This window comes from Planococcus sp. CP5-4_YE, assembly GCF_019042655.1.
Lineage (GTDB): Bacteria > Bacillota > Bacilli > Bacillales_A > Planococcaceae > Planococcus.
In genome coordinates, this window is record NZ_JAHPZO010000008.1 from 40670 (window position 1) to 62498 (window position 21829).

At 44.7% G+C, this 21829-nt stretch carries 19 protein-coding genes and 1 pseudogene; 9 read left to right on the forward strand and 11 right to left on the reverse strand.

The features are described from left to right. Window positions 1-210: 210 nt before the first annotated feature. Both KTG14_RS10780 and KTG14_RS10785 read left to right on the forward strand, forming a co-directional pair. Window positions 211-864: a helix-turn-helix domain-containing protein gene (locus KTG14_RS10780; protein ID WP_216970958.1), complete on the forward strand. Its 654-nt coding sequence runs from the start codon at window positions 211-213 to the stop codon at window positions 862-864. Beyond that, the gene (locus KTG14_RS10785; RefSeq protein WP_254178111.1) at window positions 848-1234 is read left to right on the forward strand and encodes a PIN domain-containing protein; all 387 of its coding nucleotides are present in this window, start codon (window positions 848-850) and stop codon (window positions 1232-1234) included. Before KTG14_RS10780 ends, KTG14_RS10785 begins: the two co-directional genes overlap by 17 nt. A gap of 341 nt (window positions 1235-1575) precedes the next feature. Here the strand turns inward: KTG14_RS10785 and KTG14_RS10790 are convergent, their stop codons facing one another. The 5 genes from KTG14_RS10790 to KTG14_RS10810 form a co-directional block, all read right to left on the reverse strand. Then, complete coding sequence (locus KTG14_RS10790) at window positions 1576-1740, reverse strand: hypothetical protein (RefSeq protein WP_216970959.1); 165 nt, start codon at window positions 1738-1740, stop codon at window positions 1576-1578. 139 nt (window positions 1741-1879) lie between these two features. Beyond that, window positions 1880-2290: a hypothetical protein gene (locus KTG14_RS10795; RefSeq protein ID WP_216970960.1), complete on the reverse strand. Its 411-nt coding sequence runs from the start codon at window positions 2288-2290 to the stop codon at window positions 1880-1882. An 814-nt stretch (window positions 2291-3104) separates the two neighbouring features. Further along, window positions 3105-4523 (reverse strand): alanine/glycine:cation symporter family protein, encoded by a 1419-nt coding sequence (locus tag KTG14_RS10800; RefSeq protein WP_216970961.1) that lies wholly within the window; start codon window positions 4521-4523, stop codon window positions 3105-3107. A gap of 355 nt (window positions 4524-4878) precedes the next feature. Further along, window positions 4879-5394 carry a DUF6241 domain-containing protein gene (locus KTG14_RS10805; protein WP_216970962.1) on the reverse strand — a complete coding sequence of 172 codons (516 nt, stop codon included), beginning with the start codon at window positions 5392-5394 and terminating at the stop codon, window positions 4879-4881. A gap of 399 nt (window positions 5395-5793) precedes the next feature. Beyond that, the gene (locus KTG14_RS10810) at window positions 5794-6771 is read right to left on the reverse strand and encodes a glycosyltransferase family 2 protein (protein WP_308462043.1); all 978 of its coding nucleotides are present in this window, start codon (window positions 6769-6771) and stop codon (window positions 5794-5796) included. Window positions 6772-7022: 251 nt separating this feature from the next. On the opposite strand from KTG14_RS10810, the gene KTG14_RS10815 reads away from it, so the two are divergent. Together KTG14_RS10815 and KTG14_RS10820 are read left to right on the forward strand one after the other, a co-directional pair. Continuing rightward, complete coding sequence (locus KTG14_RS10815) at window positions 7023-8558, forward strand: glucosyltransferase domain-containing protein (RefSeq protein WP_216970964.1); 1536 nt, start codon at window positions 7023-7025, stop codon at window positions 8556-8558. A gap of 140 nt (window positions 8559-8698) precedes the next feature. Then, entirely contained in the window at window positions 8699-9172 is a 474-nt protein-coding gene (locus tag KTG14_RS10820; protein WP_216970965.1) for a VanZ family protein, read from the forward strand. A gap of 866 nt (window positions 9173-10038) precedes the next feature. On the opposite strand, the gene KTG14_RS10825 is transcribed toward KTG14_RS10820, so the two are convergent. The 5 genes from KTG14_RS10825 to KTG14_RS10845 all read right to left on the reverse strand — a co-directional run bounded on the left by KTG14_RS10825 (window position 10039) and on the right by KTG14_RS10845 (window position 16269). Further along, the gene (locus tag KTG14_RS10825; protein WP_216970966.1) at window positions 10039-10656 is read right to left on the reverse strand and encodes an HAD family hydrolase; all 618 of its coding nucleotides are present in this window, start codon (window positions 10654-10656) and stop codon (window positions 10039-10041) included. 175 nt (window positions 10657-10831) lie between these two features. Next, window positions 10832-11413 carry a competence protein ComK gene (locus KTG14_RS10830; protein WP_216970967.1) on the reverse strand — a complete coding sequence of 194 codons (582 nt, stop codon included), beginning with the start codon at window positions 11411-11413 and terminating at the stop codon, window positions 10832-10834. 675 nt (window positions 11414-12088) lie between these two features. Beyond that, window positions 12089-12562 carry a ParB N-terminal domain-containing protein gene (locus KTG14_RS10835; protein ID WP_216970968.1) on the reverse strand — a complete coding sequence of 158 codons (474 nt, stop codon included), beginning with the start codon at window positions 12560-12562 and terminating at the stop codon, window positions 12089-12091. A gap of 118 nt (window positions 12563-12680) precedes the next feature. Beyond that, a complete protein-coding gene (locus KTG14_RS10840; RefSeq protein WP_216970969.1) occupies window positions 12681-13394 on the reverse strand; it encodes an SEC-C metal-binding domain-containing protein in 714 nt (237 codons plus the stop codon). 301 nt (window positions 13395-13695) lie between these two features. Further along, entirely contained in the window at window positions 13696-16269 is a 2574-nt protein-coding gene (locus tag KTG14_RS10845) for a plasmid pRiA4b ORF-3 family protein (protein WP_216971028.1), read from the reverse strand. Window positions 16270-16557: 288 nt separating this feature from the next. Between KTG14_RS10845 and KTG14_RS10850 the strand changes: the two genes are divergently transcribed. From KTG14_RS10850 to istB, 3 genes and pseudogenes are all read left to right on the forward strand, one after another. Further along, a complete protein-coding gene (locus KTG14_RS10850; protein ID WP_216970970.1) occupies window positions 16558-16857 on the forward strand; it encodes a YrhK family protein in 300 nt (99 codons plus the stop codon). 214 nt (window positions 16858-17071) lie between these two features. Further along, a complete protein-coding gene (gene istA, locus KTG14_RS10855) occupies window positions 17072-18592 on the forward strand; it encodes an IS21 family transposase (RefSeq protein ID WP_308462045.1) in 1521 nt (506 codons plus the stop codon). Then, a pseudogene (istB, locus tag KTG14_RS10860) lies at window positions 18585-19379 on the forward strand (IS21-like element helper ATPase IstB). Before istA ends, istB begins: the two are co-directional and overlap by 8 nt. On the opposite strand, the gene KTG14_RS10865 reads toward istB, so the two are convergent. Beyond that, a complete protein-coding gene (locus tag KTG14_RS10865; RefSeq protein ID WP_216970971.1) occupies window positions 19343-20302 on the reverse strand; it encodes an IS30 family transposase in 960 nt (319 codons plus the stop codon). The pseudogene istB and the gene KTG14_RS10865 sit on opposite strands and share 37 nt — an antisense overlap. A gap of 172 nt (window positions 20303-20474) precedes the next feature. On the opposite strand from KTG14_RS10865, the gene KTG14_RS10870 reads away from it, so the two are divergent. Both KTG14_RS10870 and KTG14_RS10875 read left to right on the forward strand, forming a co-directional pair. Next, window positions 20475-21410, forward strand: coding sequence for a hypothetical protein (locus KTG14_RS10870; RefSeq protein WP_216970972.1), 936 nt, complete (start codon window positions 20475-20477; stop codon window positions 21408-21410). Between the two features lie 71 nt (window positions 21411-21481). Next, window positions 21482-21721, forward strand: coding sequence for a hypothetical protein (locus KTG14_RS10875; protein WP_216970973.1), 240 nt, complete (start codon window positions 21482-21484; stop codon window positions 21719-21721). Window positions 21722-21829 lie beyond the last annotated feature (108 nt).

Here is a 21829-nt window from a genome sequence, read left to right on the forward strand (position 1 = left end):
CAAAAAAGCCGTGAACTCAAATGAGTTCACGGCTTTTTGACGATTGAATTGTGTGGTGCACAGGGACACTCAAGCACCAGAATCCCTCTGCGACGCGGATCTTTTGTCGTAAATTGTGTGATGCACAGGGACCACCCTCAACTCAATGTCTACTTTGTTGATTTTGTTGACTTTAATTTGTATAATTTATATCAAATAGGAGGTGGAAAAATGATTCCTACCATCGATCAAGAACAAGAAAAGCTCTGGGCTAGCGTCGAAACATTGTCTACAATCAATACCGAACAAGCCGAAGCTGTGTTAAAAACGACAGTCGAGCGTTCCTTGAGCCAAATGGGCTTTACAACTCCTGCAATCTCGAGCCTCTCATTAAAAATAACCGATCCCCAATCGGTATTAGACTTACATCAAATAGAACGGAAAATAAAGCATCAACTAAAGAATAAAGATCGGGAACCAGCTTATGAACTGTTGATTGATTATCTTTCAAAACTAAGTGAGATGACCGACAAAGATCCGTCAGTAATCCACAAAAAGTTGATTGCTTCCCTCATGGCGAACAGCGCTAAGAACTCGCTAAGAGCATCTCTCGTGAATCGCCCAATCAGACATCAGAAAACAGAAAACTCTTTTTACTCTCCTAGTGAAGCAGCTGAGAAAATCGGACTGAGCGACCAAACGATTAGAAGGATGTGCGAGAAAGGTAAATTTGCCGGAGCCTATAAGACAGATGGCGGTCACTGGAGAATTCCAAAGGCAAACTTCATCACAACAGATCAACAAGATAAGCGTGCCAAAGCTTTTTTCGACCGAATCGACGTCAAAAACCATAAAGCAGGGAACGTAGATGAATTTGATCTATGATTCGCCTATACGACCAAAAGTTTTCATTGATACCACCATATTGTGCGGAGCATTGCGAACCGATGGAATCAACCGAAAAATTTTACAAGCCGCTAAATTTCCACATCTCTTTCAACCTGTTTTTTCTAAAGTATGCTTGTTCGAATTCGTACGCAATGCGGCTGAAGGGTTAGGTAAAGGAAAAAATCGTGTGGCTTATTCATCAGATGATATCGAAGAATTTTTCCAAGCATTTCTAAACCCCCTCCTTGAGTACTATGAGGGTCTGCCGGTCAATAGCATATTAGGGCGATATAGCGTGGAAACGATTCTTCGAGAGCATTTATCTATAGGTGACGTCTTGGTAGAATTGAGCGGATGTGACCGTTAAACTGCACAGACTATTGCTGAAAAGCAGGAAATGTCAGAACCACTTTCTAAATTTGATCAAGATGATTTTCATGTGTGGGTAACTGCCTTACAGGAAAACTGCAACTTCATATTGACTTCTAATCATCGGAGGTTCCCTGCTGAAATAGGAGAAACCAAAAGAATACATCCGGTCCGTTTTTACGAAGAGCTATTGAATACATGAGATTAATTGCAAAAAGCCGTGAACTCATTTGAGTTCACGGCTTTTTGAATTGTGTGGCGCACAGGGACACACAAGCACCAGAATCCCGCTGCGGCGCGAATTATCCCCCGCGAATTGTGTGGTGCACAGGGACAGCTTCAGCCCTGTATTTTTTTCACCTTACTACCTACTGGCACATGCCACTGCGGCGCCAACTTCTCCAGCTTGTACTTTTTGTAGCCGTCAATATGTTCCTTATAAGTTTGCAAATAGGTTTTTTTCGGGATCTCCATTGTCATTTCTTCTTTTACAATCGCAGTCATCCGATTCATCCTCCTCGATTTTGGTCCTTACAAGTATTGATCACGCGGCTAACAATTGGTTATTTACACATAGCTAAGGTGGCTAAAATAAACGCATACCTTCCCTGTTCAATAGCAACAGGATCAATTTGCCGTGTATTCACTTTTTTCTCGGCAGCACACTGAGCGCATCCGTCAAACGTTCAACGAAATCAGAGAGGGCTTCCTCGGAAGTAATCCGAAGCAAATGCTGTCCGCCTTCTACTGACGAACTTTGTGAATAACTCGTCGGCAGCAATATTGGGTGTTCAATGAGCGCTCGCATAAAACTTGGCATTTGCCCAACTGGAATTAAAACCTTTGCTTCGTTCAAGCCTTGTTGCTCATCCCGGTACAATTGAACGGAAACGCCCCGGTCGAGCGGTAAACCGATATACAGCTGAGGAATTTTATGCCCTTCGATTTCAGGCGCGCTGCCAACCGGGCAATTCCGCGATTTCTCTACCGCTTGTGCGGCCATCATCTTGGCTGTCTTGTTGTCTGGTGAAGTCACCTGCTGCGTGTTCATCATTTCAACCATTCCTCCGCTCGATTTGATCGATCTGCATGTGCTGCTAGCCTAAGAGACAGAACTTCAACCTCCACCATCTTCATCTTTCTGGCCATCAAATGAATCGAGAAAGATGACAACAGTTTCACACTCACTAATAAATAACCAAAAATCAATTATTTATCAAAAATATTAATTCGTATAACTAATAGCACTACAATAAACCTACATCAGGGGTCAAAATATGTAAAGTAGTCTATGAAAATTCTCATAATTCAGATAATATTTTGTTTTTCTTATATACTTTTAATGGAAAATCGCTAGCCTGATCCTTTGATAATAAGAAACCAAAACCCAATAGACTTCACTGTTTACGGCTCTTTTCATCCCTCGCCTTTTTACAAATACCTTGCCAGGTTCACAACAAAGAGTAACCTACAATAATGATTTTCCGAAAATTTTTTTCAGTAATCCAGTCTCATTGTCACAATTGCAAAACCAATTATGACTATTCATTTTAATTTATAAAAATTCAAAATTCACTCTAATAAATTGTGTGGCGCACAGGGACAACCAACTAACAAACTCCCTACACGATGCGAATCCCACACCTTAAATTGTGCCACGCACAGGGACAAAACCTCAAAACCTCCAAACCCCTGAATGCATAAAAACCCCTTGAACTCGGTCGAGTTCAAGGGGTTTTTGACATTCCGACTACTCAAATTGTGTGGCGCACAGGGACATCCAAGCGCCAGAATCCCTCTGCTATGCGAATTGCACATCAGAAATTGTGTCATGCACAGGGACAAAACCAAAACCAAAACCAAAAAACCTACGATTCGTACCCTTCTCTAACCGCTTTCTGGCGTTTCGCCCGTTTCTTCACTTTCAAATCCTTGCGGTAATACTCATCCGAAGTAAAGAACTCGTCCTTCAACTCTTTCACTTTGTTGCTAAGCAACAATACGGCGAGAATGTTCGGGATGAGAATAGCGGCAAGCATGATGTCGAGGAAGCCCCAGATCACTTCAGCTGCACCGACAGCGCCCAGAATGACAGCGAATATATAGACCACTTGCATGCCATAGGAAGCTTTAGTGCCGAACAAGAACTCCGCTTGCTTGGCGCCGTAGAACACGACAACCAAAATCGTCGACAACACGAAGAAAATGAGCGCGACCGTCACGAGAATAGCGCCGAAATCACCGAAATACTGTTCAAAGGCCAAGCTTGTCAACGCCGATGAATTTTCCATCGCGCCTTCTTCTGTCCACACGCCGGAAGACAAAATGACAAATGCTGTCGCCGTACAGACGATCAAAGTATCCACGACCACGCCAATGACGGCCCAGAAGCCTTGGCGCACGGGATGGTCGGTCGTCGCCGCTGCGTGTGCGATCGGTGCCGTCCCAAGTCCTGCTTCGTTGGAATAAAGACCGCGGGCAAATCCCCAGCGGATGACTTCCACAATCGCCGCCCCGGCAAATCCGCCCATAACAGGTGCCGGTGAAAAGGCGTTGCTGAAGATCAGCATAAAGAATTCCGGAACCGCTGTGATGTTCATCAACAGAATGACTACGGCCCCGCCGACATAGATCAATGCCATGAACGGAACGAAAATCTCCGTCACTTTACCGATGCGCTTGATGCCGCCGAAGACGACGATCGACACAAGCACAGCGGTCGCAATGCCCGTCCACAAGACAGGTACATTAAATGTCGCTTGTACTGTATTGGCAATGGAGTTCCCTTGCACCATGATGCTTGGGATCAATTCAATCATCAATGCGAACGAGAACCAGATCCCGAGCCATTTCATGTTCAAGCCTTTCTTCATGTAATACATCGGCCCGCCGACAAATTCGCCTTTTGCGTTCTTCTCGCGGTACTCAACCGCCAGCACGCTTTCCGCGAACTTCAGCGCCATGCCGATCAATGCGATAACCCACATCCAGAAAATCGCGCCCGGTCCCCCGAACATGATTGCCGCCGGAACCCCGACAATGTTCGCTGCGCCGATCGTCGACGATAAGGCAGACGTCAATGCCTGAAACGGCGTGACCGTCCCTTCGCCTTTTGGCCGCCTGAAAATGCTGCCAAAGGTTTGGCCTACTATGTAGCTAAAATAGCGAAACTGAAAAAACCCTAATTTAAACGTCATATAAAGTCCAGAAATCAATAACATCGTGATGAGCGGAATGCCCCATAGCCATGCTGAAAAATCAGCTACTCCCTGCAAGAATCGTTCCAACTGTTTTCCCCCTATAATATTTCAAGATATGAAATATTTCCCTTGATGCATAAGGATTAAACAGAAATAAGAGAATTATTTTGTAAATTTAGAAAAAATCAGCCAATTAACCCAAGCCGCGAGACTTTATATAACCCAATGCGCCTCCCCGAAAACCCAAAAACCTCAGACTCCATCAAGGAATCCGAGGCTTTCGTCTGATAGGTAATGAAATTAAGCTACACTCAATCGTCTAGAACGCGCTTCCGCACAATATGCTTCCTGACTGTGCTTTCACAACTCGCATATTGCTCCGCCAATCGCTTGATGCAACTTCCAAATAACATTATGACTCCAGCGATCTTAGAGTGCATTTTTAGAAATTATCTTCCACATACTGAGCTTCCTGCTCTTCCGATAACAAGCCCGTCGCCCGTCCGACCGTGCCGTTATGCCATTCCCAGATGGTATTGTGCACGTTGACGGCATTGGAGAAATTGCCTTCTTCCCACGCGGTCAAGCTTTGCTCATAGAATTCGTACTCCTCATAAGCGCCTTCATTGGCCCGCAAGATTTTCAGCATTTCATCGATCCGCTCTGGCGTCATCTCAATGGCTCCGCGCTTTTCGGTTGCCTCGATTTTTTGATGCGTCATTTGGTGAAGATGAATCTGGAATTCCCCTTCACTCAAGCCTACCGTTTCCACAGTTTCATTCGCTTTCGGCGGTTCCGTATCTTCTTCCTGTGCCAACTTCTCGTCCGCCTCTTCCGCAGCTTGCGAGATTTGCTGCTCATCGCTAGTGGTTAAGCTCTTATACGCCCAATATCCAGCTCCCGCGAGTATAGCCAGCCCCACCAGGAGGATAGTGATCGTTCGTAATACAGTCTTCAAATAAACACGTCCTTCCTTTCATCATGAACTTCACCTGATAAAAGCGTTTTTAAAATCAGTAAGGACTATTATACAGTAAAAATCTATGAAATGCTGTATTTCCACTATCTTTATTCCTATTAATCATAAATATAGACAGTAAACTATAACTTATAATTTCCCAATTTTTTATATTTCATCCAATTTTATAATATGCGTTTTGTGTAATAGCAAAGTAAAACTTTGAACATTGTCGCGCATGATTGAACAGCTTCTTAAAGAATTGGTATTTTCGCGTCGTACATGCATTTGGCAATCAGCCTGCTCTTATATGGAATCTTTCACTGACAAACCATAAAATAAGCAGCCCTCCCCTTATGGGAAGAGCTGCTTATTTCCTTACTGTTTGTCCGTTCGAACTCAACCATCTCGGCGCATTTCAGTTTTTCGCAAGGCGATCGGTGAATAGTATTCGTCAATCAGGTAGACGGGGCGATTTTTTGTCTCATTGAAAACCTTCCCTAAATACTCGCCGATAATTCCAAGGGAAATCAATTGGATGCCGCCTAAAAACAAAATAACCGTCATCAGCGAAGGATACCCTGGTACTGAACCGCCAAACACCAAGGTGCGTATGAAGATAAACAGCATGAACAATAGAGAGAGTATGGAAATTACAGTTCCAAAAAAAGAAGAAATCCGCAGGGGTGCCACGGTCGATGAGGTCAGCCCATCAATCGCTAAATTGAACAATTTCGGATAATTCCATTTGGTGGTGCCGGCTACCCGTTGTTCGCGGTCAAACAGCAATTCCTTTTTGTTGAAGCCAATCCAGTTGAACATGCCTTTTGTATAACGCTGAGACTCGCGCATCTGCCTTAATGCTTCGATGCATTTGCGGTCCAGCAAGCGAAAATCGCCGGTATTGTTTTGCGTCGGGATATGGGAGACTTTCTCCAGAATTTTGTAGTACGAATTGGACGACCACTTTTTGAACCAAGTTTCCCCTGCCCGCGTCTTGCGTTTGGCAAACACATCGTCGTAGCCCTTTTCCCAGTAGCGAATCATTTTTGGAATCAATTCAGGAGGATCTTGCAAATCGGCATCGATGATGATGACCGCATCCCCATTAATATGGTCAAATCCGGCGAGCATGGCGACTTCCTTGCCGAAGTTGCGCGATAAATTGACATAGGAAATTTCGGAATGCACTTTCGCCAATGTTTTCAGCATAGCAAGCGTATTGTCGCTGCTGCCATCATTGACGAAAAGAAATTCAAATTGATAGTTCGGTAATTTCGCCGTAACGCTTTTCAAGCGATGGATAAGCGGATTCAACACTTCTTCTTCATTATATGCAGGAATCAGAATCGTAATTAGTTTCTTAATCTGTTTCACGCCCTCTTCACTTGTTAAATATTGTATCATTATGATAACAATTTCTTCTCTGAAAAGCGAACAAGAATTTATTGGCTACCATATATCCCGTACAATTGTTAAAGAATCAATTCTGATAACTCCTTCATTATATGGTACAATTTTGAAGGTTTTATTTTGCCTAACAATACAGTCCAACCAATCGAGTTTTTAAAACAACAAGACTTTTTTTGTACATACACGCATGCCTATCTATTTAAAAGGAGAATTTCATGCCCGAACATTTATTGCTTCGACTCAAAAACAATATCAAGCCGCAGTGGAAGACAGCGTTTTTTGCCGCTATCATCATCGGCTTTTTAACCCACCTATACATTTTCACTAATACTTTGCCGAACCACGACAGCTTGTTCAATATTTACGGTTCGCAGAAAAAATTCGCCCTCGGCCGGTTTTTCCTGTCCCCTTTCAGCGGCATCAGTTCTTATTTTGACTTACCGTGGGTGAATGGCACTTTGTCCATTTTCTATTTGGCGCTTACCGCTGTCGCCCTTGTCGAATTATTCGACCTACGGAAAAACCTATCGATCGTCTTGACCGCTGGATTGCTTGTCACATTTCCAACCGTCACTTCGACCTTTTCCTATATGTTTACAGCTGATGCTTATATGCTTGGTTCGTTGACGACCGTCCTTGCATTAATCCTCACGAAGAAATACAAATACGGGTTTTTGCCCGGAGCGCTCCTTTTCTATCTCAGTGTTGGGGTCTATCAGGCGAATTTACCATTCCTGCTGACGCTTGTCACGGTCTTCTTGATCGCTGAAATCCTTGGCCGGAAAGCGGACTTAAAAACGGTTGGAGTTCACATCTTGCGGTTTTTTGCCGTCACGGCCGTCGGTATGGCTTTATACGGCATCACATTTAAACTATACACCAACTTCTTCGCTGGAAAAATCTCTGATTATCAAGGCTTGAGTGAAGTAGGAGACAGTTCAGTAACATTAGCTGAACGCTTCACTTTAATCAATGACTCGTTCCAAAAATTCTTCTTCCGCGGTTTCATCACCGATATGCCGGTCAACCTGTTTGAAGTATTAAATGTTGTCACGTTCGTCTTGATTATCCTAGGATTCAGCTGGTTTGCCATCTATCACAAACTCTACCGCCACGGGGCATTGTTCGGAATTGCGATTGGCTTGTTGCTGAGTTTGCCATTATCGGCTTATTGCTTGTATTTCGTTTCAGCTGAGGTCAGCTACCATATGTTGATGGTCATGGCATTAATCAGCATTTACTTTTTACCGATCGTTTTCTACGACAATTATGTTCACGTTAAATTCACCACGCCGTTCTTGGCCTGGAGCACTGTATTGGTGTCCGCGGTATTAATCTTCAACTTTGCAATCATCGCCAACATCGCCTATTTCAATATGAACTTAAAATACGAACGATCCTATGCATTCTTGAACCGCGTAGTGGACCGCATCGAAGAAACCGAAGGCGCTTCTGAAATTACTACACTCGCGATATTCGGGCGGATCTCCATGGACCCGAGCGTCAGCAGTGAAGAAGTGCCAAATAGTGTACCGGCAATGACCGGCATGCTCGGAAGCCGCTTCTTAGCCCACCCTGCTCATTACAAGCGGATGATGAAAAACTATTTCGGGTATTCTTACGACCTAGCCACAACAGAAGAGAAAACAGCCATCGAAGCCAGTAACTTGTACAAAGAAATGGAACCTTGGCCCGCCGCCAGTTCCGTCCGCCGCATCGACGACACCATCATTATCAAACTGGATGACTGAAACCAAACCGCCCGTCGAGTGCAATGAAATCTTGGTGAGGCGGTTTGGTTTTACGATCGAGCTGATCAGGCAGCTTGGGAGATACTAGCTCCACAACCTGCACCACTAAACTATTCATCCGCTGCGGAGGAAACCATTGCATGAAAGCCAAATACATCCCCGTCCTCCTATGGGCTCTATTCATCTTGATCGCCACCAATAACTACAATTTCACGGCACTTTTGGCAAACGACATCAATTTCAATGTCCGGCTGTTCCCGAATCTGTCGGACCTACTCATCACGAGCGACATCCATCTCGATAGCAAACTGTACGTGTTCCAGAAAACCGGCCACGCCTTGTCGTTCGGCATTTTGTATCTATTAATGAATCAAGCCCTCAAAGAACGCCACGTCGCCTTCGCACTATGCAGCATGTTCGCCTTTTTCACCGAGTTCCTGCAGCTGTTCTTTGAACGCAGTGGAAGGCTTGTCGATGTACTTATCGACATTGCCGGTATTTACGTGGCGTATCGGTTGAGCGAATACGTCAAAATACATGGCGGCATAGTGTCGGCTTTCTTCGCGGCTACAGAGAAACTAGCGAATGTGCTAAAAGATGACAAATCACATTAGTCCCAGACGACTAAAAGCCGAGTACCTCGCGACAACGAGATACTCGGCTTTTCTGCCTAAAACGAAATCCTTGAATTCCAACCTAAAACACCTAAATCGTTCGTATCTGTTTTTTCAATAACTATAAGAAAAAATCTAGTTTATGAAATGGCTCGATAATAAGAATAGCCATGGGCTCACTAAGAGTAGAGCGCTTAGATACATATAGTTCCGTTTTCCAAGTCCCATCGCTATTGCCCAACTAAATAAACTACATAAAAGCGTCAGTATTAGGGTCGTAATGATTCCATATTCCTGGAAAAAAGGTATCGTGAAAGACAAAATACCAATGCTAAGTATAGTCCAATACATGATATAAGGTAATTTTTTGTTTTCCATTGCGATTCCCCCTAAGAATCCATTCCCCCTTCTATTTAGTCCTAACAGTCATTCGTTAACGGATGTCCTTCGAGAAATGCTCGGTTTATTAACCCTTGGTCTCAAGACTCCCACAGAAATAGTTACCTGTATTTATTCCAACTTACTAAAGCATCTTGAACAATAGATAATTTGGTCAGGACCCCAGGCTTTTAAAAGAACATACCCATTTGTCTTTTTCGGTGTAACGATAATTGCCATCTTCTCGTCTTCTTCAACTTCTCTTCCGCAATTTCTGCAAGTGAATTTATCGCCAATAATAAGGATCCGCCCTCTCATAGAATTCCAATTTAGCAACTTATTGCCTTCACTTTTTAACTAGGTTCGAATAACAAATCCGTTTCACAATTCAAAACCTCCCGAAACTGAGTCTTCAACTAACCTGTCCATTCATGAGCTTTCACAATGGCTACAATTCACCGAGTCCCAGTTTCCTGATTCTCGACCAATTAGCCAAACAACTTCAATAACTCCTCGAACTCCTCAATCACATAATCAAACTCATCGACTTCCCCAAACCCATACGCTGCATAGACGAATGGAACATCCGCCAGTTTCGCCGCTTCACGATCGCCTTTTGTATCGCCGACATACACGGCCTTCGCCACATCGTTTCGTTCCATAACCAGTTGGATGTTCTCCCCCTTCGACAAACCTGTTCTTCCCGGGTTCTCGAAATCAAGGAAATACTTATCCAGCTCGTGGTACGCATAGAAGCTTTCGATATAGCCTTCCTGGCAATTGCTGACGATGTATAAATTGTATTGCTGCGCGAGCCTATCTAGCACATGCTCCACACCGGAGTAGAGTTGCCCGCCTTGTTTTCGCAAATACGTACTCTCTAACTCCGAGGCCTTCTCGGTATACGTACGATGCTGCTCATCCGATAGATGCGGAAACAGCTTCTCCCTGGTTTCATGCGCTTGCAGCCCCATGACGCCGCGTAAATCTTCTTTCGTCAAATTTCCCTCTGCGCCGCTTTCCTCAAGCGCCTCGTTCCATGCCTTCAAAACGACGTCGAGCGAATTCCATAATGTCCCGTCCAAATCAAAAATGATGCTGTCCATATGTCTGACTTCCTTTCCACTGCATTTTCTCCATTCTACCGCAACAAATTGTGTCGTGCACAGGGACGCAACTCGAGACGAATCCCGTTCTATCCATCTTCTCTCCTCCCGAATTGTGTGATGCACAGGGACAAAAACAAAAGAGAGCAGGCACACAGCCCACTCTCCATCTCACCTATTCCAAAGCCTTATGCTCATAATTCACATGTCCCGCCTGCTTAACCAAATGATACCTCGTCTCTGGCAGCACACGGCCACTCTCGAAAAACCGCTTCTGCGCTTCCATCTTGAACTGAAGTTCATACGCTTTTTCCATGCGGCGCTGGATCGACTTCTTGCTGCCATCAAGGATGATCGAACAACCATTGCTCAAATTGACTTTCGTCGTACAGCCATCGATGCTGATGCATTCCATAATGTGCTGCAAGGATAGCCATACACAGCCCTCCACCAGCGCCGACTTGCTCGGCAATAAAATAATCCCTTTATCGCGATCGATGATGATCGGGTTCTTATTGAGCTTCCCGAGAATTGCCGCCGAGCCTTCCACCGCGCCGCGCATGCTCGAGCCCCGGAAGCGCAAATTCGTATCGATTAGATCGAAAGGCTTCGACTCGACCTTGATCTTGCCGTCCGTATGGTAAATCATTGAATTCAAGCAACCATTTTCATCGTAGTCCGGCAAAATCAATACGGTATCTTGCCCGATTTCCTTTTCAAAGTTCATTTCCAACTTGAAATTCTTCCGTTTTCTCATTTCCGTATCCCCTTTTTTGAGTTTTCGCTTATCTCTTTCACTAAAAAGGAGTATACTAACTAATAGTTGGTACACTCCAACTGGTGCCTCCGGATGTCTGTCTCCCAAGACCATTACATCCGGAGGTTTCTTTTTGCCTTCATCTCCCTATGCGTGAACACAGCACACCTCCCCATATCTAAATTCATCGTCAGTTTCGAGAACAGCTATCCGGTTCAACGACATCCCGCACATTTTCGCGGCATATCATCTTCTTCCACGTTTTAGATAAACCCCATCAGCCAAAGACATCTGACTCTCCGTCAATCCAAGCGGGCTTTCACGACCGTTGACCTCCAGCGGATTCTCCTGGAAATCTTGCGGCCGCTAAAGCGGAATTAATTTGTCACTCTATTCTAACTTTAATTATTATATAGTTTTTATGGTCTACTTGTATAGATATTTTTTCCTTTTTTAAGCGAATATGGTCATTAATTCACTCGAGTCATTAAGACTCATCAAACAATCTATTTTACCGCTTCATTTTGTCATTTCATAGCTTTATTTGTCCAAATATAAGCTGACTTTCTTCCCTGCGGCTATTCTCAGCTTTTCCGATTCGACTCAAAAAAGCCTGCTTTTTAGCAGACTTTACTTACTCCATTGGTATATATCCTCTAAACTCCTTAAAACTCCTCATACTTTCATTTCTCCGACGATAGCCCACTTGCCCCAGCCTCGTTCCACTTGCTCCACTTTTTCATTCCAATAATCTACATACATCGTGTCTGACTGTTGGCGTGTGAAAAATTGGCGATGCTGCTGTTCGGTTAAATAGTACGACGGCAGCTCTGTGATACCGAGACGCCTTGCTTTCGCCACGCGGTGGTTGCCGTCGATCAACTTGAAAACTTCCGGACGCATACGAACGACCAGCAGCGGTTTCGTCAAATCTGCCTGTGGAATCCACGCTTCATCTAAAGAATCGGAATCTAGCCCAGTTGATAAAGGTGCTACCTGCACAACCGATTGCTCTACTTGATCAAAGTTCTGCTCGATCCACGACTGAGCGCTTGTAATATTCCAAGTGAACGGAAAGCCGCCGAATGTTTCATCGTCGACCACCGGCACACAAGGCGTAAAGTTTCGATTTGCTTTTATTTTACTCATTCGCTTCCCTGCCTTCTGAATTGTGTCATGCACAGGGACAAAACCTGAACACGTTACAGGACAAATCCCCCTCTACCAGCATTTCCAGCCTAATGAATTGTCTAGCGCACAGGGACACTCACCCCGATTTCCCGCAGCACTTCTTGTACTTCTTCCCGCTGCCGCACACACATGGATCGTTGCGCCTCACCTGATTCGGCAGCGGCTGCAAGGACTTCTTCTCCAGCTGAAACAACTCATACGGCGTATGCCCGCGGTTAATCTGCTGACGCGTGTTGTTATGAAGATCCGTCACCATCTGCATTAAAGACTGTACTTGCTTTGCCGTTAGCTTCAGCTCCCTCCGCTCAAATTCGGATAAGACTTTCTCCGGTGAAAATGCATCTTCCGCCATCATCTGGATATCTTCGGTAATGCCTTGCGCGTACTCTTCACTCATTCCGTCAAATTCCGTTTTGATAAACTCCTCAAGCACATAATATTGATCCGGCTTGTGGAAATAATGGGGATCGCTCCACAGCAACAATTCTTCCTGGTCCGGCACATAGAACGGCTTGCCTTGCTGGCGAGCCCAATGCGAATCAAACTCATCGAATATCATGATCCATTCCCCAACAAAAAAATTACCCGGGTATAGATAGACGAACTTCTTTTGCAAGGCCGCTTTTGCCATGCTGCCCCCAAACGGATCTTCTATCCATTGCTCGATATCATACTCGCTCACTTCTTCATCCGTTTGCGCAGAAATCATTTCCGCCACTTGGCCAAATGGCGCAATGCCATATAACTGGACAGCGGCTGAGACATAATCGATCCATAGCTTATTATTCAAATCCTCACTCCGTTTCTGTTTCTCGTACACTCATTGTACCGCTCACGACCCGGTTTTCCTACAGCAAGCTTGAATACCGCAGCAACCAAATCCTCTTCAAGAGCCTAAGACAAGTCAGAACCATCTGTGCCACAGTCGAGAACCACCTCGGCCACAAAAGAGAACCACTTAAGACATAGGAGAACCACTTCCGCAGCCTCTAGAATTGTGTCATGCACAGGGGCAAACAACCAATCCCTTTCATCGCAACCCCCGCGATATCAGCTTTTCACATATGCAAATTGTGTGGTGCACAGGGACATTACATCTTCCCCATAACCTGCTTAAGCTGTTCCAATTCCGGCAGATGCTTTTTCACGTTCACCTGAATTGCCAAGCGTTCGGTCAACGGACGGATCAGCCGTGCTGTCTCTTCCGACACAAGCAATGTCTTCGGCAACGCACCTGAAGCTTCGATAAACTTCAGCAAGCCCTGTTGGACCATCTGCGCTTTTTCTTTTTGCCCATCGATATGCTGGTGCAGCACGAGCCCACTTTTCACTTCTATCGCAGCCGTGATAAGCGGGAAATAAGGACGCTCACCCGGCTTAGCCTGCACGGGCCGATCGATGAAAAATTGTCCATATTCGATGGCCAAATTTACCGTCTTTTTCTTTTTGAGCTTTGCGACTTGCGTCTCCGGTACCATCAGCTTGGTCACCCTCCCGGCGATCGAATCCATTGGGCGTTCCACAATGAATTTTTCATCTCGCCATTGGCCGTCCTGGTCCATCCGGAGTTTGTAGAACGAGCGATAATCTCTCGACACCGGAATGTCCATCCCGCCTCTTACCTTCTCCAACACGATTTTCGTTTGTGCGATGACGTCGATCAAAAGACGGACTTCTTCTTCGTCAATTGACCACGGATAATAGCCCGGGACCATGCTGCGGAACAACGGCCATTGTTTTTTGCCGCGGAACGACATGCCGGACGCCTTCACTATCTCAAGATCTTCCTCATCCAGCTCGTCACGGTCGGAGAATGAAGCCAACAGGCTGCGCTGGCTGAATATCAGTTCTTCAGCCGGAACCGTGCCGTTCATCGTCGCCAGCAAACTCTCATAGCCCTCTTCCCCGATATAGACAGCAAGCCCGAACTCCTCCCCGGCAGCACCAAGCACCGAGACGAACAACACTTCCTTACTCGTCGGACTCTCCAAGACAAATACCTGGTCATCATGCAGCCAGTTCCACGGATCCAGTTTTCGGAGCTCTGCCATTTCCTGTATCAATCGTTGCCAGTCATTTCCTTCAGCAGCTACAGCGTGACGTTCTTGCGCAACCCACTCAACCTGCACCGGTTCCAACAAATCGTTAACGACTTCTTTTATGTCATCCGGAGAAGCTTGCCACTCCGGATCCTCCAGCTCAAATCCATATTCCCCCGGCGCTTCGCCTTGTGCTTTGACACAGCGCGGGTATTTGGCGCCCGGTTCAGCGGCAAGCTGCTTTTCCAAAATGATTTCATGTTCCCAGTCCGCTCCAAAATCGTACGTATACACGGCCCGGTCCTTGAGATCCACAAACCAGTCTTCCAGAAATTCCGCCCGCTCATCCAAGGTCTCGACAAAGGAAGGCAGGATCGGCGCAAAATCCAATTGTTCATCATCCATGCCAATCAACGCATCTTCAATGTTTTTGCCGCCACTGCGGTTCATCCGGAACTCATGCAAATGATCATTGTCCCACTCGAACGTGGCTTGCAGCACTTCGTGAAACTCCGCAAAGCTCATCCGGCTGTCCACTTGAAGCCGACGCCACACCGGCGGGCTGGTCCGCAACAACTTGACTTTGAACTGCAAAATTTCGTCTGTTCCACTGTCTTCGGAATTGTCCATTTTCAGGCCGCTTTTATTGGATTTGCTCGCTGGCCCTTCTGTTTCTTCCAGCATGCGGACCAAAAAATCAAGCGTGAGATCACGGTATTTCAGCATTGTCATCACCGAAACCCCGAACGTTTCCGCCAATTGCTTCTGCTTCGGTATATTCTTGGCGATGCCGATATCCGCCCCTGCCTGGATCACGCCAGCTGCCACTGCTTCTGGCTTTCTCGCATTGATCTTCACTCTTTCCAGCAACTCTACGGTGAGCGATGGCAGTGCGGAATCCTCTGCGGATGGCCCTAAAAAGCCGATGACCTGCTCCAGCACTTGCTGTTCAAATGGCGGCAATTCCGGCAGTTCGTCCTGGCTCAAGCCCGTCAGCAGTTTCAACAGTCCCAACAAATCCCCAGCTGGCAGCTGTTGTGTCAAGGCATCGATTAATGATGGCGGAGTTTCTTCTTTCATATACAGCGTCCCGTTCATGAACAGTACTGCATCCCCAGTCGCTGACGGACAAGGGAGAGCAATACCAAGCACCCACAGGCCGGTATGCGCCGGCTCTTCTTGAAACACCTCATACACGCGGCCGCTGACTTCATCCTTCACGAACAACCGCCCATCTGCCGCCGGCTGCACTTTAGCCAGCATCAGCATGGGCCGCTTCCACGCGCGTAGTGCTTCAGCCACTTCCGCACGCGGATGACGCTTGAGCTGTTCGCCGAGAAAAGCCTGCCAGTCTTCTGGATGACCCACAAATGCATAGACACTGTGCGCCGCTTCCTCGATAAAAGACTCCGGAAATATCGCACCCAGCTCATCAAGCCACCGATTTGCCGTCTCCTCGATTCCGCTGATGGTTTCGGGCCGGAGCCCCATCAACTCGAATTTTTCAACGACATTCAAAAGTTCAGCTTCAATCGTCTTAGCTTGTCCAGCTCCCTGCCCCTGGCCACAGCATTTCTTATACTTCTTCCCGCTGCCGCACGGGCACGGTTCATTGCGTCCCGTCATCACTGTCCGCCTCCTGTTTTTGGCTGTCTTACTACAATTGCATCCAAGAAAGCCGTTTCCTAAGGATATTATATTGGTCGATCTCCGAACAAACAATGTCGTCCACTTTTCAAGCTCTTGAAGCACCATCAATCACATCCTTAAAATGTATCAGGCAGCTCTGGGCAAAAGAAGAAGTGAAGTTCTTTTAAGCTTCTGCACTTTTGGGTATAAAACCTATAAAGTCTTAAAAAATGAAGAGAGTCAAGATAGATGTGACCCATGCTTCTGTAGGAGGTGCATCCACCAATGCCACAACAAGACGAAAATGATCGTTCAGAAATCGAATTCAGTTCAAAAAATCATGAACTCATTATTCGCAACCGCTATAAGTTCTACTATAATATAAACGATGTGCTGATTGCGGTCTGGTTCATCCTTGGCAGTGTTCTATTCTTTTGGAAGGAAACCGAAACGATAGCGATTTGGTTTTTCCTTTTCGGAAGCATCGAACTGCTTGTCCGCCCACTGATGCGTATTTTCAGAGAAATTCACTTAAAGAAGATCCGGTCGGGTAAAGCTGGCTCCGACGATAATATCGGCCAATGAATAGTCGACACACATGGTTCTCATAAAACGCTATATCCACTTAGCCGCTATTCGTTTTTTACCGAACAAAAGAAATAGATAAAAGCCAGCTGTAACCGCTAGAATAAAGTGAACAGTTTTTGCTCATTTCGATTGAACACTTTTCGCCCAATCAATTCTTTCCTGTAAACTGATTTTATCAGCTTGTAGGAGGAACATCATGGAGGAAAAGTTAATGGTATATCTAGAAGTTCATCAATTGAAAAAGCAAAGATTGAGGGTGGCACAGATCGCCAAAAGATTAAAGATTTCACGCACCACGGTGTACAAATATCTGGAGATGACGTTTGAAGAGGCAGTAGAAGAATTTGAACCAGGTGACCGAAAGAAGAAGTTGGATCCCTACCGGGATTGGATCGTGAATTGGTTGAAGGAATTCCCTTCCCTAAGCGGAGCTCAAGTATATGATTGGCTGCAAGAAAAGTTTCCCGATATCAATGTTGGAGAGAGTACAGTGCGCCGTTATGTCAATGAGGTAAGAGAGCTGTATCAGATTGAAAAGAAAGAAGAGCCACGTGAATACGAGTCAGTCGATGAACTGCCGCCAGGAAAACAACTGCAGGTAGATTGGGGACAGACGATTCAAAAGGATACACACGGAAAAGAAGTCCGCCTTTACTTTATCGCCTTTGTGCTAGCACATTCTCGTCAGAAATATACTTGGTGGTTCAATCGACCATTTACCACAGCGGATACGATACGTTGCCATGAGCTGGCGTTTAAGTACTATGGCGGTATAGCAGAAGAAATCGTCTATGACCAAGACAATCTCATCGCTGTCAGTGAAAATGCAGGAGACCTGATCTTAACTGCAGCGTTCCAACAATATATCCAACAAAGAAAGTTCCGCGTGTATTTGTGTAGGAAGGCAGATCCGGAATCCAAAGGAAAAATCGAGAATGTTGTAAAATACGTCAAGAACAACTTCGCAAAAAATCGCGTGTATTCGACGCTGGAGGATTGGAACGACCGCAGCCTGAACTGGCTGGAGCGAACCGGAAATTACAAGGTTCATAACACGACAAAAAAGAGACCTTACGAAGTGTTCCTCCTGGAAAAGCAACACTTACGCAAGATCTCTGACCCACTTTCTTTCGAAAGCAACTATACAGAAAGTATAACAAGGAATGTCCGTAAGGACAATACGGTGCATTTCCGTTCTAATCGGTATTCTGTACCACTCGGCACCTATACGAAACTAGCAAATGTCCGTTTACACATGGCGGATAACTTACTCAAAATCTGCGATCCGTCTACAGGTGAGGTGATCGCTGATCACACCATTTCCCTAGAGAAAGGTCGTCTGATTAAAAATAGAAACCATTCCCGTGAGCGTTCCACGTCGCTCGAAGGGATGAAACAGGAATTGATCACACTCCTTGCCCATGACAAGGCGAAAGACTACATAGAAAAGATCAGTGCAGACTATGGGCGGTATCGGCGAGACCAGTTTGCGCTGATCAAGAAAGTGACGCAAGAGAATGCCGAATGGGCTCATTTGGCGCTTGAAAAGTGTATAAATGAAAATCTTTTTAGCGCAAATGCCTTTCGAGATGTCGTCGACTTTCTTCGTCGGACGAAGTCAGACCAGCCAATGAAACTTGAGGAGAACAGGAAACTCAAGGTCGATATAGCCATACAGACCCGGGACATGGATGAATACCTCCAATTGATGGGAGGGAAACGTATTGAGTAAGAGTGTTACAGATATTCAGCAGTCCTTTCGCCAATTGAGGTTGGCTGAGACGGCCACGGCCCTTCCGGACCTTCTCCGGAAGGCGGAACAGAAATCATGGACCTACTTAGAGTTTCTAGAACAATTGACAGCTTCCGAACTTGAAAAGCGAGAAAAGAAAAGCATTGAGAAACGACTGAACTGGGCAAGGTTCCCGTATCATCGGCCACTCGATCTCTTTCGGATTGAAGAACAGGAAGCTATCACCGAACGGCAATTAAAACAGTTGCTTGAATATGAGTGGCTTGAACAAAACTAGAATCTCATCCTGCTTGGACCGCCAGGTGCAGGAAAGACACTACTATCGGTAGGACTTGGTATCGAAGCCATCAACAGAGGGTTTCAAGTATATTTCATCACGATGGGAGAATTAATTCAGTTACTCAAGACCGAAGAGTATGTAAATAAATCGAAAATCCAATTGAAGCGCTTGCGCGCTTCCAATCTTGTCATTATTGATGACATCATGTACATGGCTATGGATCAGCGAGAAGCTACCCTTTTCTTCCAACTGATTCATCAACTTTATGAGCAGTGTTCATTGATTTTGACATCTAACCGAAGTCCTGAGGAGTGGACGGAGATTGTAGGAAATGAGGGAATGATGACGGCAATTTTGGATCGTCTATTACACCGAGTAGAAGTCATCCATATGAACAATGAGAGCCATCGATTGAAACATCAACAGAAAATTTTTAAAGATTCCGTTTGTCAATTTAAGCTAGACAGATCGATGCCATTCAGGTGACTCAAAAATACTTCCAAGGGTGTGCGGTAATCCAGTGACTTGCGTGGGATGTGATTCCGTTTGTCAGCCACCGTGGAGATGAACGGTTGATCCACTCGGTTAAAGTCCATTTCCTTAGGCAGACCGTCTTTTCGAAGGAGCCCGTTGGAATGTTCATTCAAGGCACGCTGGGAAGGGGTGCCGGGATCCGCAAAGTAAATGGAGACGTCGTGTTGGTTGCACAGCGGCTTCCAGTTGGAGAATTCCTTCCCGCAATCAAACGTGATGGACTTAAACAGGTGTCTCGGAATGCCTTGAAACCATTGGTCTAAAGCGATTTCAATATCACGCGCTTTGCGCCCCGAAGGCTTCAAGGCGATAATGACTTTCGTCAACCGTTCGACCAGCGTGATCACCGCACTTTTGTGGCGAGCACCCACAATGGTATCGCCTTCGATATGCCCGAACTCTTGTTGGAAAGAAGGATAATCGACTTCTCTTTCCGAGATATGCCGTTTGAACGCCTGCTTTCCGCGGCGTTCCTGGTGGCCATTGGGTTTTCGCTTCCCTTTCATCGGGAGTGTGGCGACATCGAAGACGTGGTTTTTGAACAGGCGATAGAGGGTGCGCACCGAACAATCGATCACGGTTTCCGCACGGCCCACAATGACATCCGGCGTCCAACCTTGAGCCACTTTGTCTTGAATATAAGCGAGTTGTTTCTGCGGCAAGACAATCTTTCGCCGTCCGCAGCGCTTCTTGTTCTGTTGATATCGAGTGTAATAATCGAGCGCCGTATGTCCCAATTTCAAGAAATGGATGACATTGTAAATCGGCTGTCTGGAACGCTTCAGGCGTGCAGCGATGATCGCCACAGGTGTCTCTTGGTGGAAGTAGGCTTCTATCATCACTAGTTCATCCGTGGTAAGATGGGTGTAGGTCATTCGTGGTCACTCCTCTGTTTTTCTTTGGTCGGAAAATACATGGAGAGTGTACCACGAATGGCTTTTTTACTTGTCTAGCTTAATTTTACAATCGGCGAAATATAATGAAAAATCAGTTATAATAAATATGCACAGGAAGCTCCTGTTAGTGATAAAAACAAAGAGGTGGCTTATGGTTTTAGTACTGATAGGTATGACATTGGGCATTATAATAACTAGTTTAATACTGTCTTTGGTTCAAACTTTTTTTCCGAATAAAGTAAATGAAGCGTTAGATAAAGAGGTATTAATGAAAGTAAGTTCTATTCGATTCTATTTACCTATTTTGTTAGTGGGTGCTGCATTATTAATAATCGCTTTAAATTTTTCATCACTAAATTCGTTACAATTTGATCAGGATAAAGGTATATTATTTTCTTTTCTTGAAGTTGAGTTGGCAACAATACTCGGCAAGTATATTTTATTAATTTTGTGTTTAGTAATCATATGGGTTCTTGGCACTACATTAATTAGCTTTAGTGGACTAAAAAGTTTTTCAGGATTTGGATTTACAGCAGAATTAAAAGATACTCTTGAAAAAGTTGAGAAAATTAGAAAAGAAGATGGTTTGAATAGCTCAATGGAGCGGTTAAGGGAAAATATGATAAATATAATAATTGAAGATGCATATGTTTTCAATTATATAATACCGAATATTAAAGATGGTGGAATAATTGAAGTTGATAATTTGTACAATGACTTTTTAAAGAACCTATCGTATGTATTTGAAGAAAGTGAATCAAATATAAAGTTGCTTTATCATATAGAAGCTGTCTTTCTTGATGAGGTAGAAAGTTCAAAAGAAAGAATTTCAAGAGATTTATCAGAAGAAATGAAGCAAGTAAGTTTAGCGGCTATACAGACAACTAAGTCGAGTATTTGGAAAAATTCAGTAGCAATTGTACATACACCTTTTGGGATAAACAATGAATCATACTATGTTATTAGTATTACAGCTGATTCTGTTAAATTTACTCAAACTGACATCGATTTTTTGCAGACCTGTTTAAAAATAATAGAAACATTTGTTGATTTAAAATGGTATGAAAAATATCCTGGAACTGATTAGACATTTAAATAGTAAATAAACAGTTTTAGTATTATAATTGCATTGTAATTAATATACGTGAGGTGATTATAATGAGACACTCCCAGTCTACTCAGTCTACTAGAAGGAATGTGAAAAAAATATCAATTGGTCGCAATGAAAACTCTAGGGTAAAAGAGATTGAGGTGAAAACATTAAATACCGTCACTGATAATGATATTGAACAGGTTATTAAAAATGAGCTTAAAAAAAATGGATATTCTCAAGAAAATGACCATACTTATCAAAAGTTGAAAGAGATAGAAAGAAGTCTTTTATCAAGAATGAGATAAGAATCTTTAATTGGTAGTGAAAGCAAAATTCAATGTAGCTCCGATAAAAAACTGCGCATAAAAACTCTATATTCTTTAGGTGGTAGTGACGTCTTCAAGTTAGAGTTT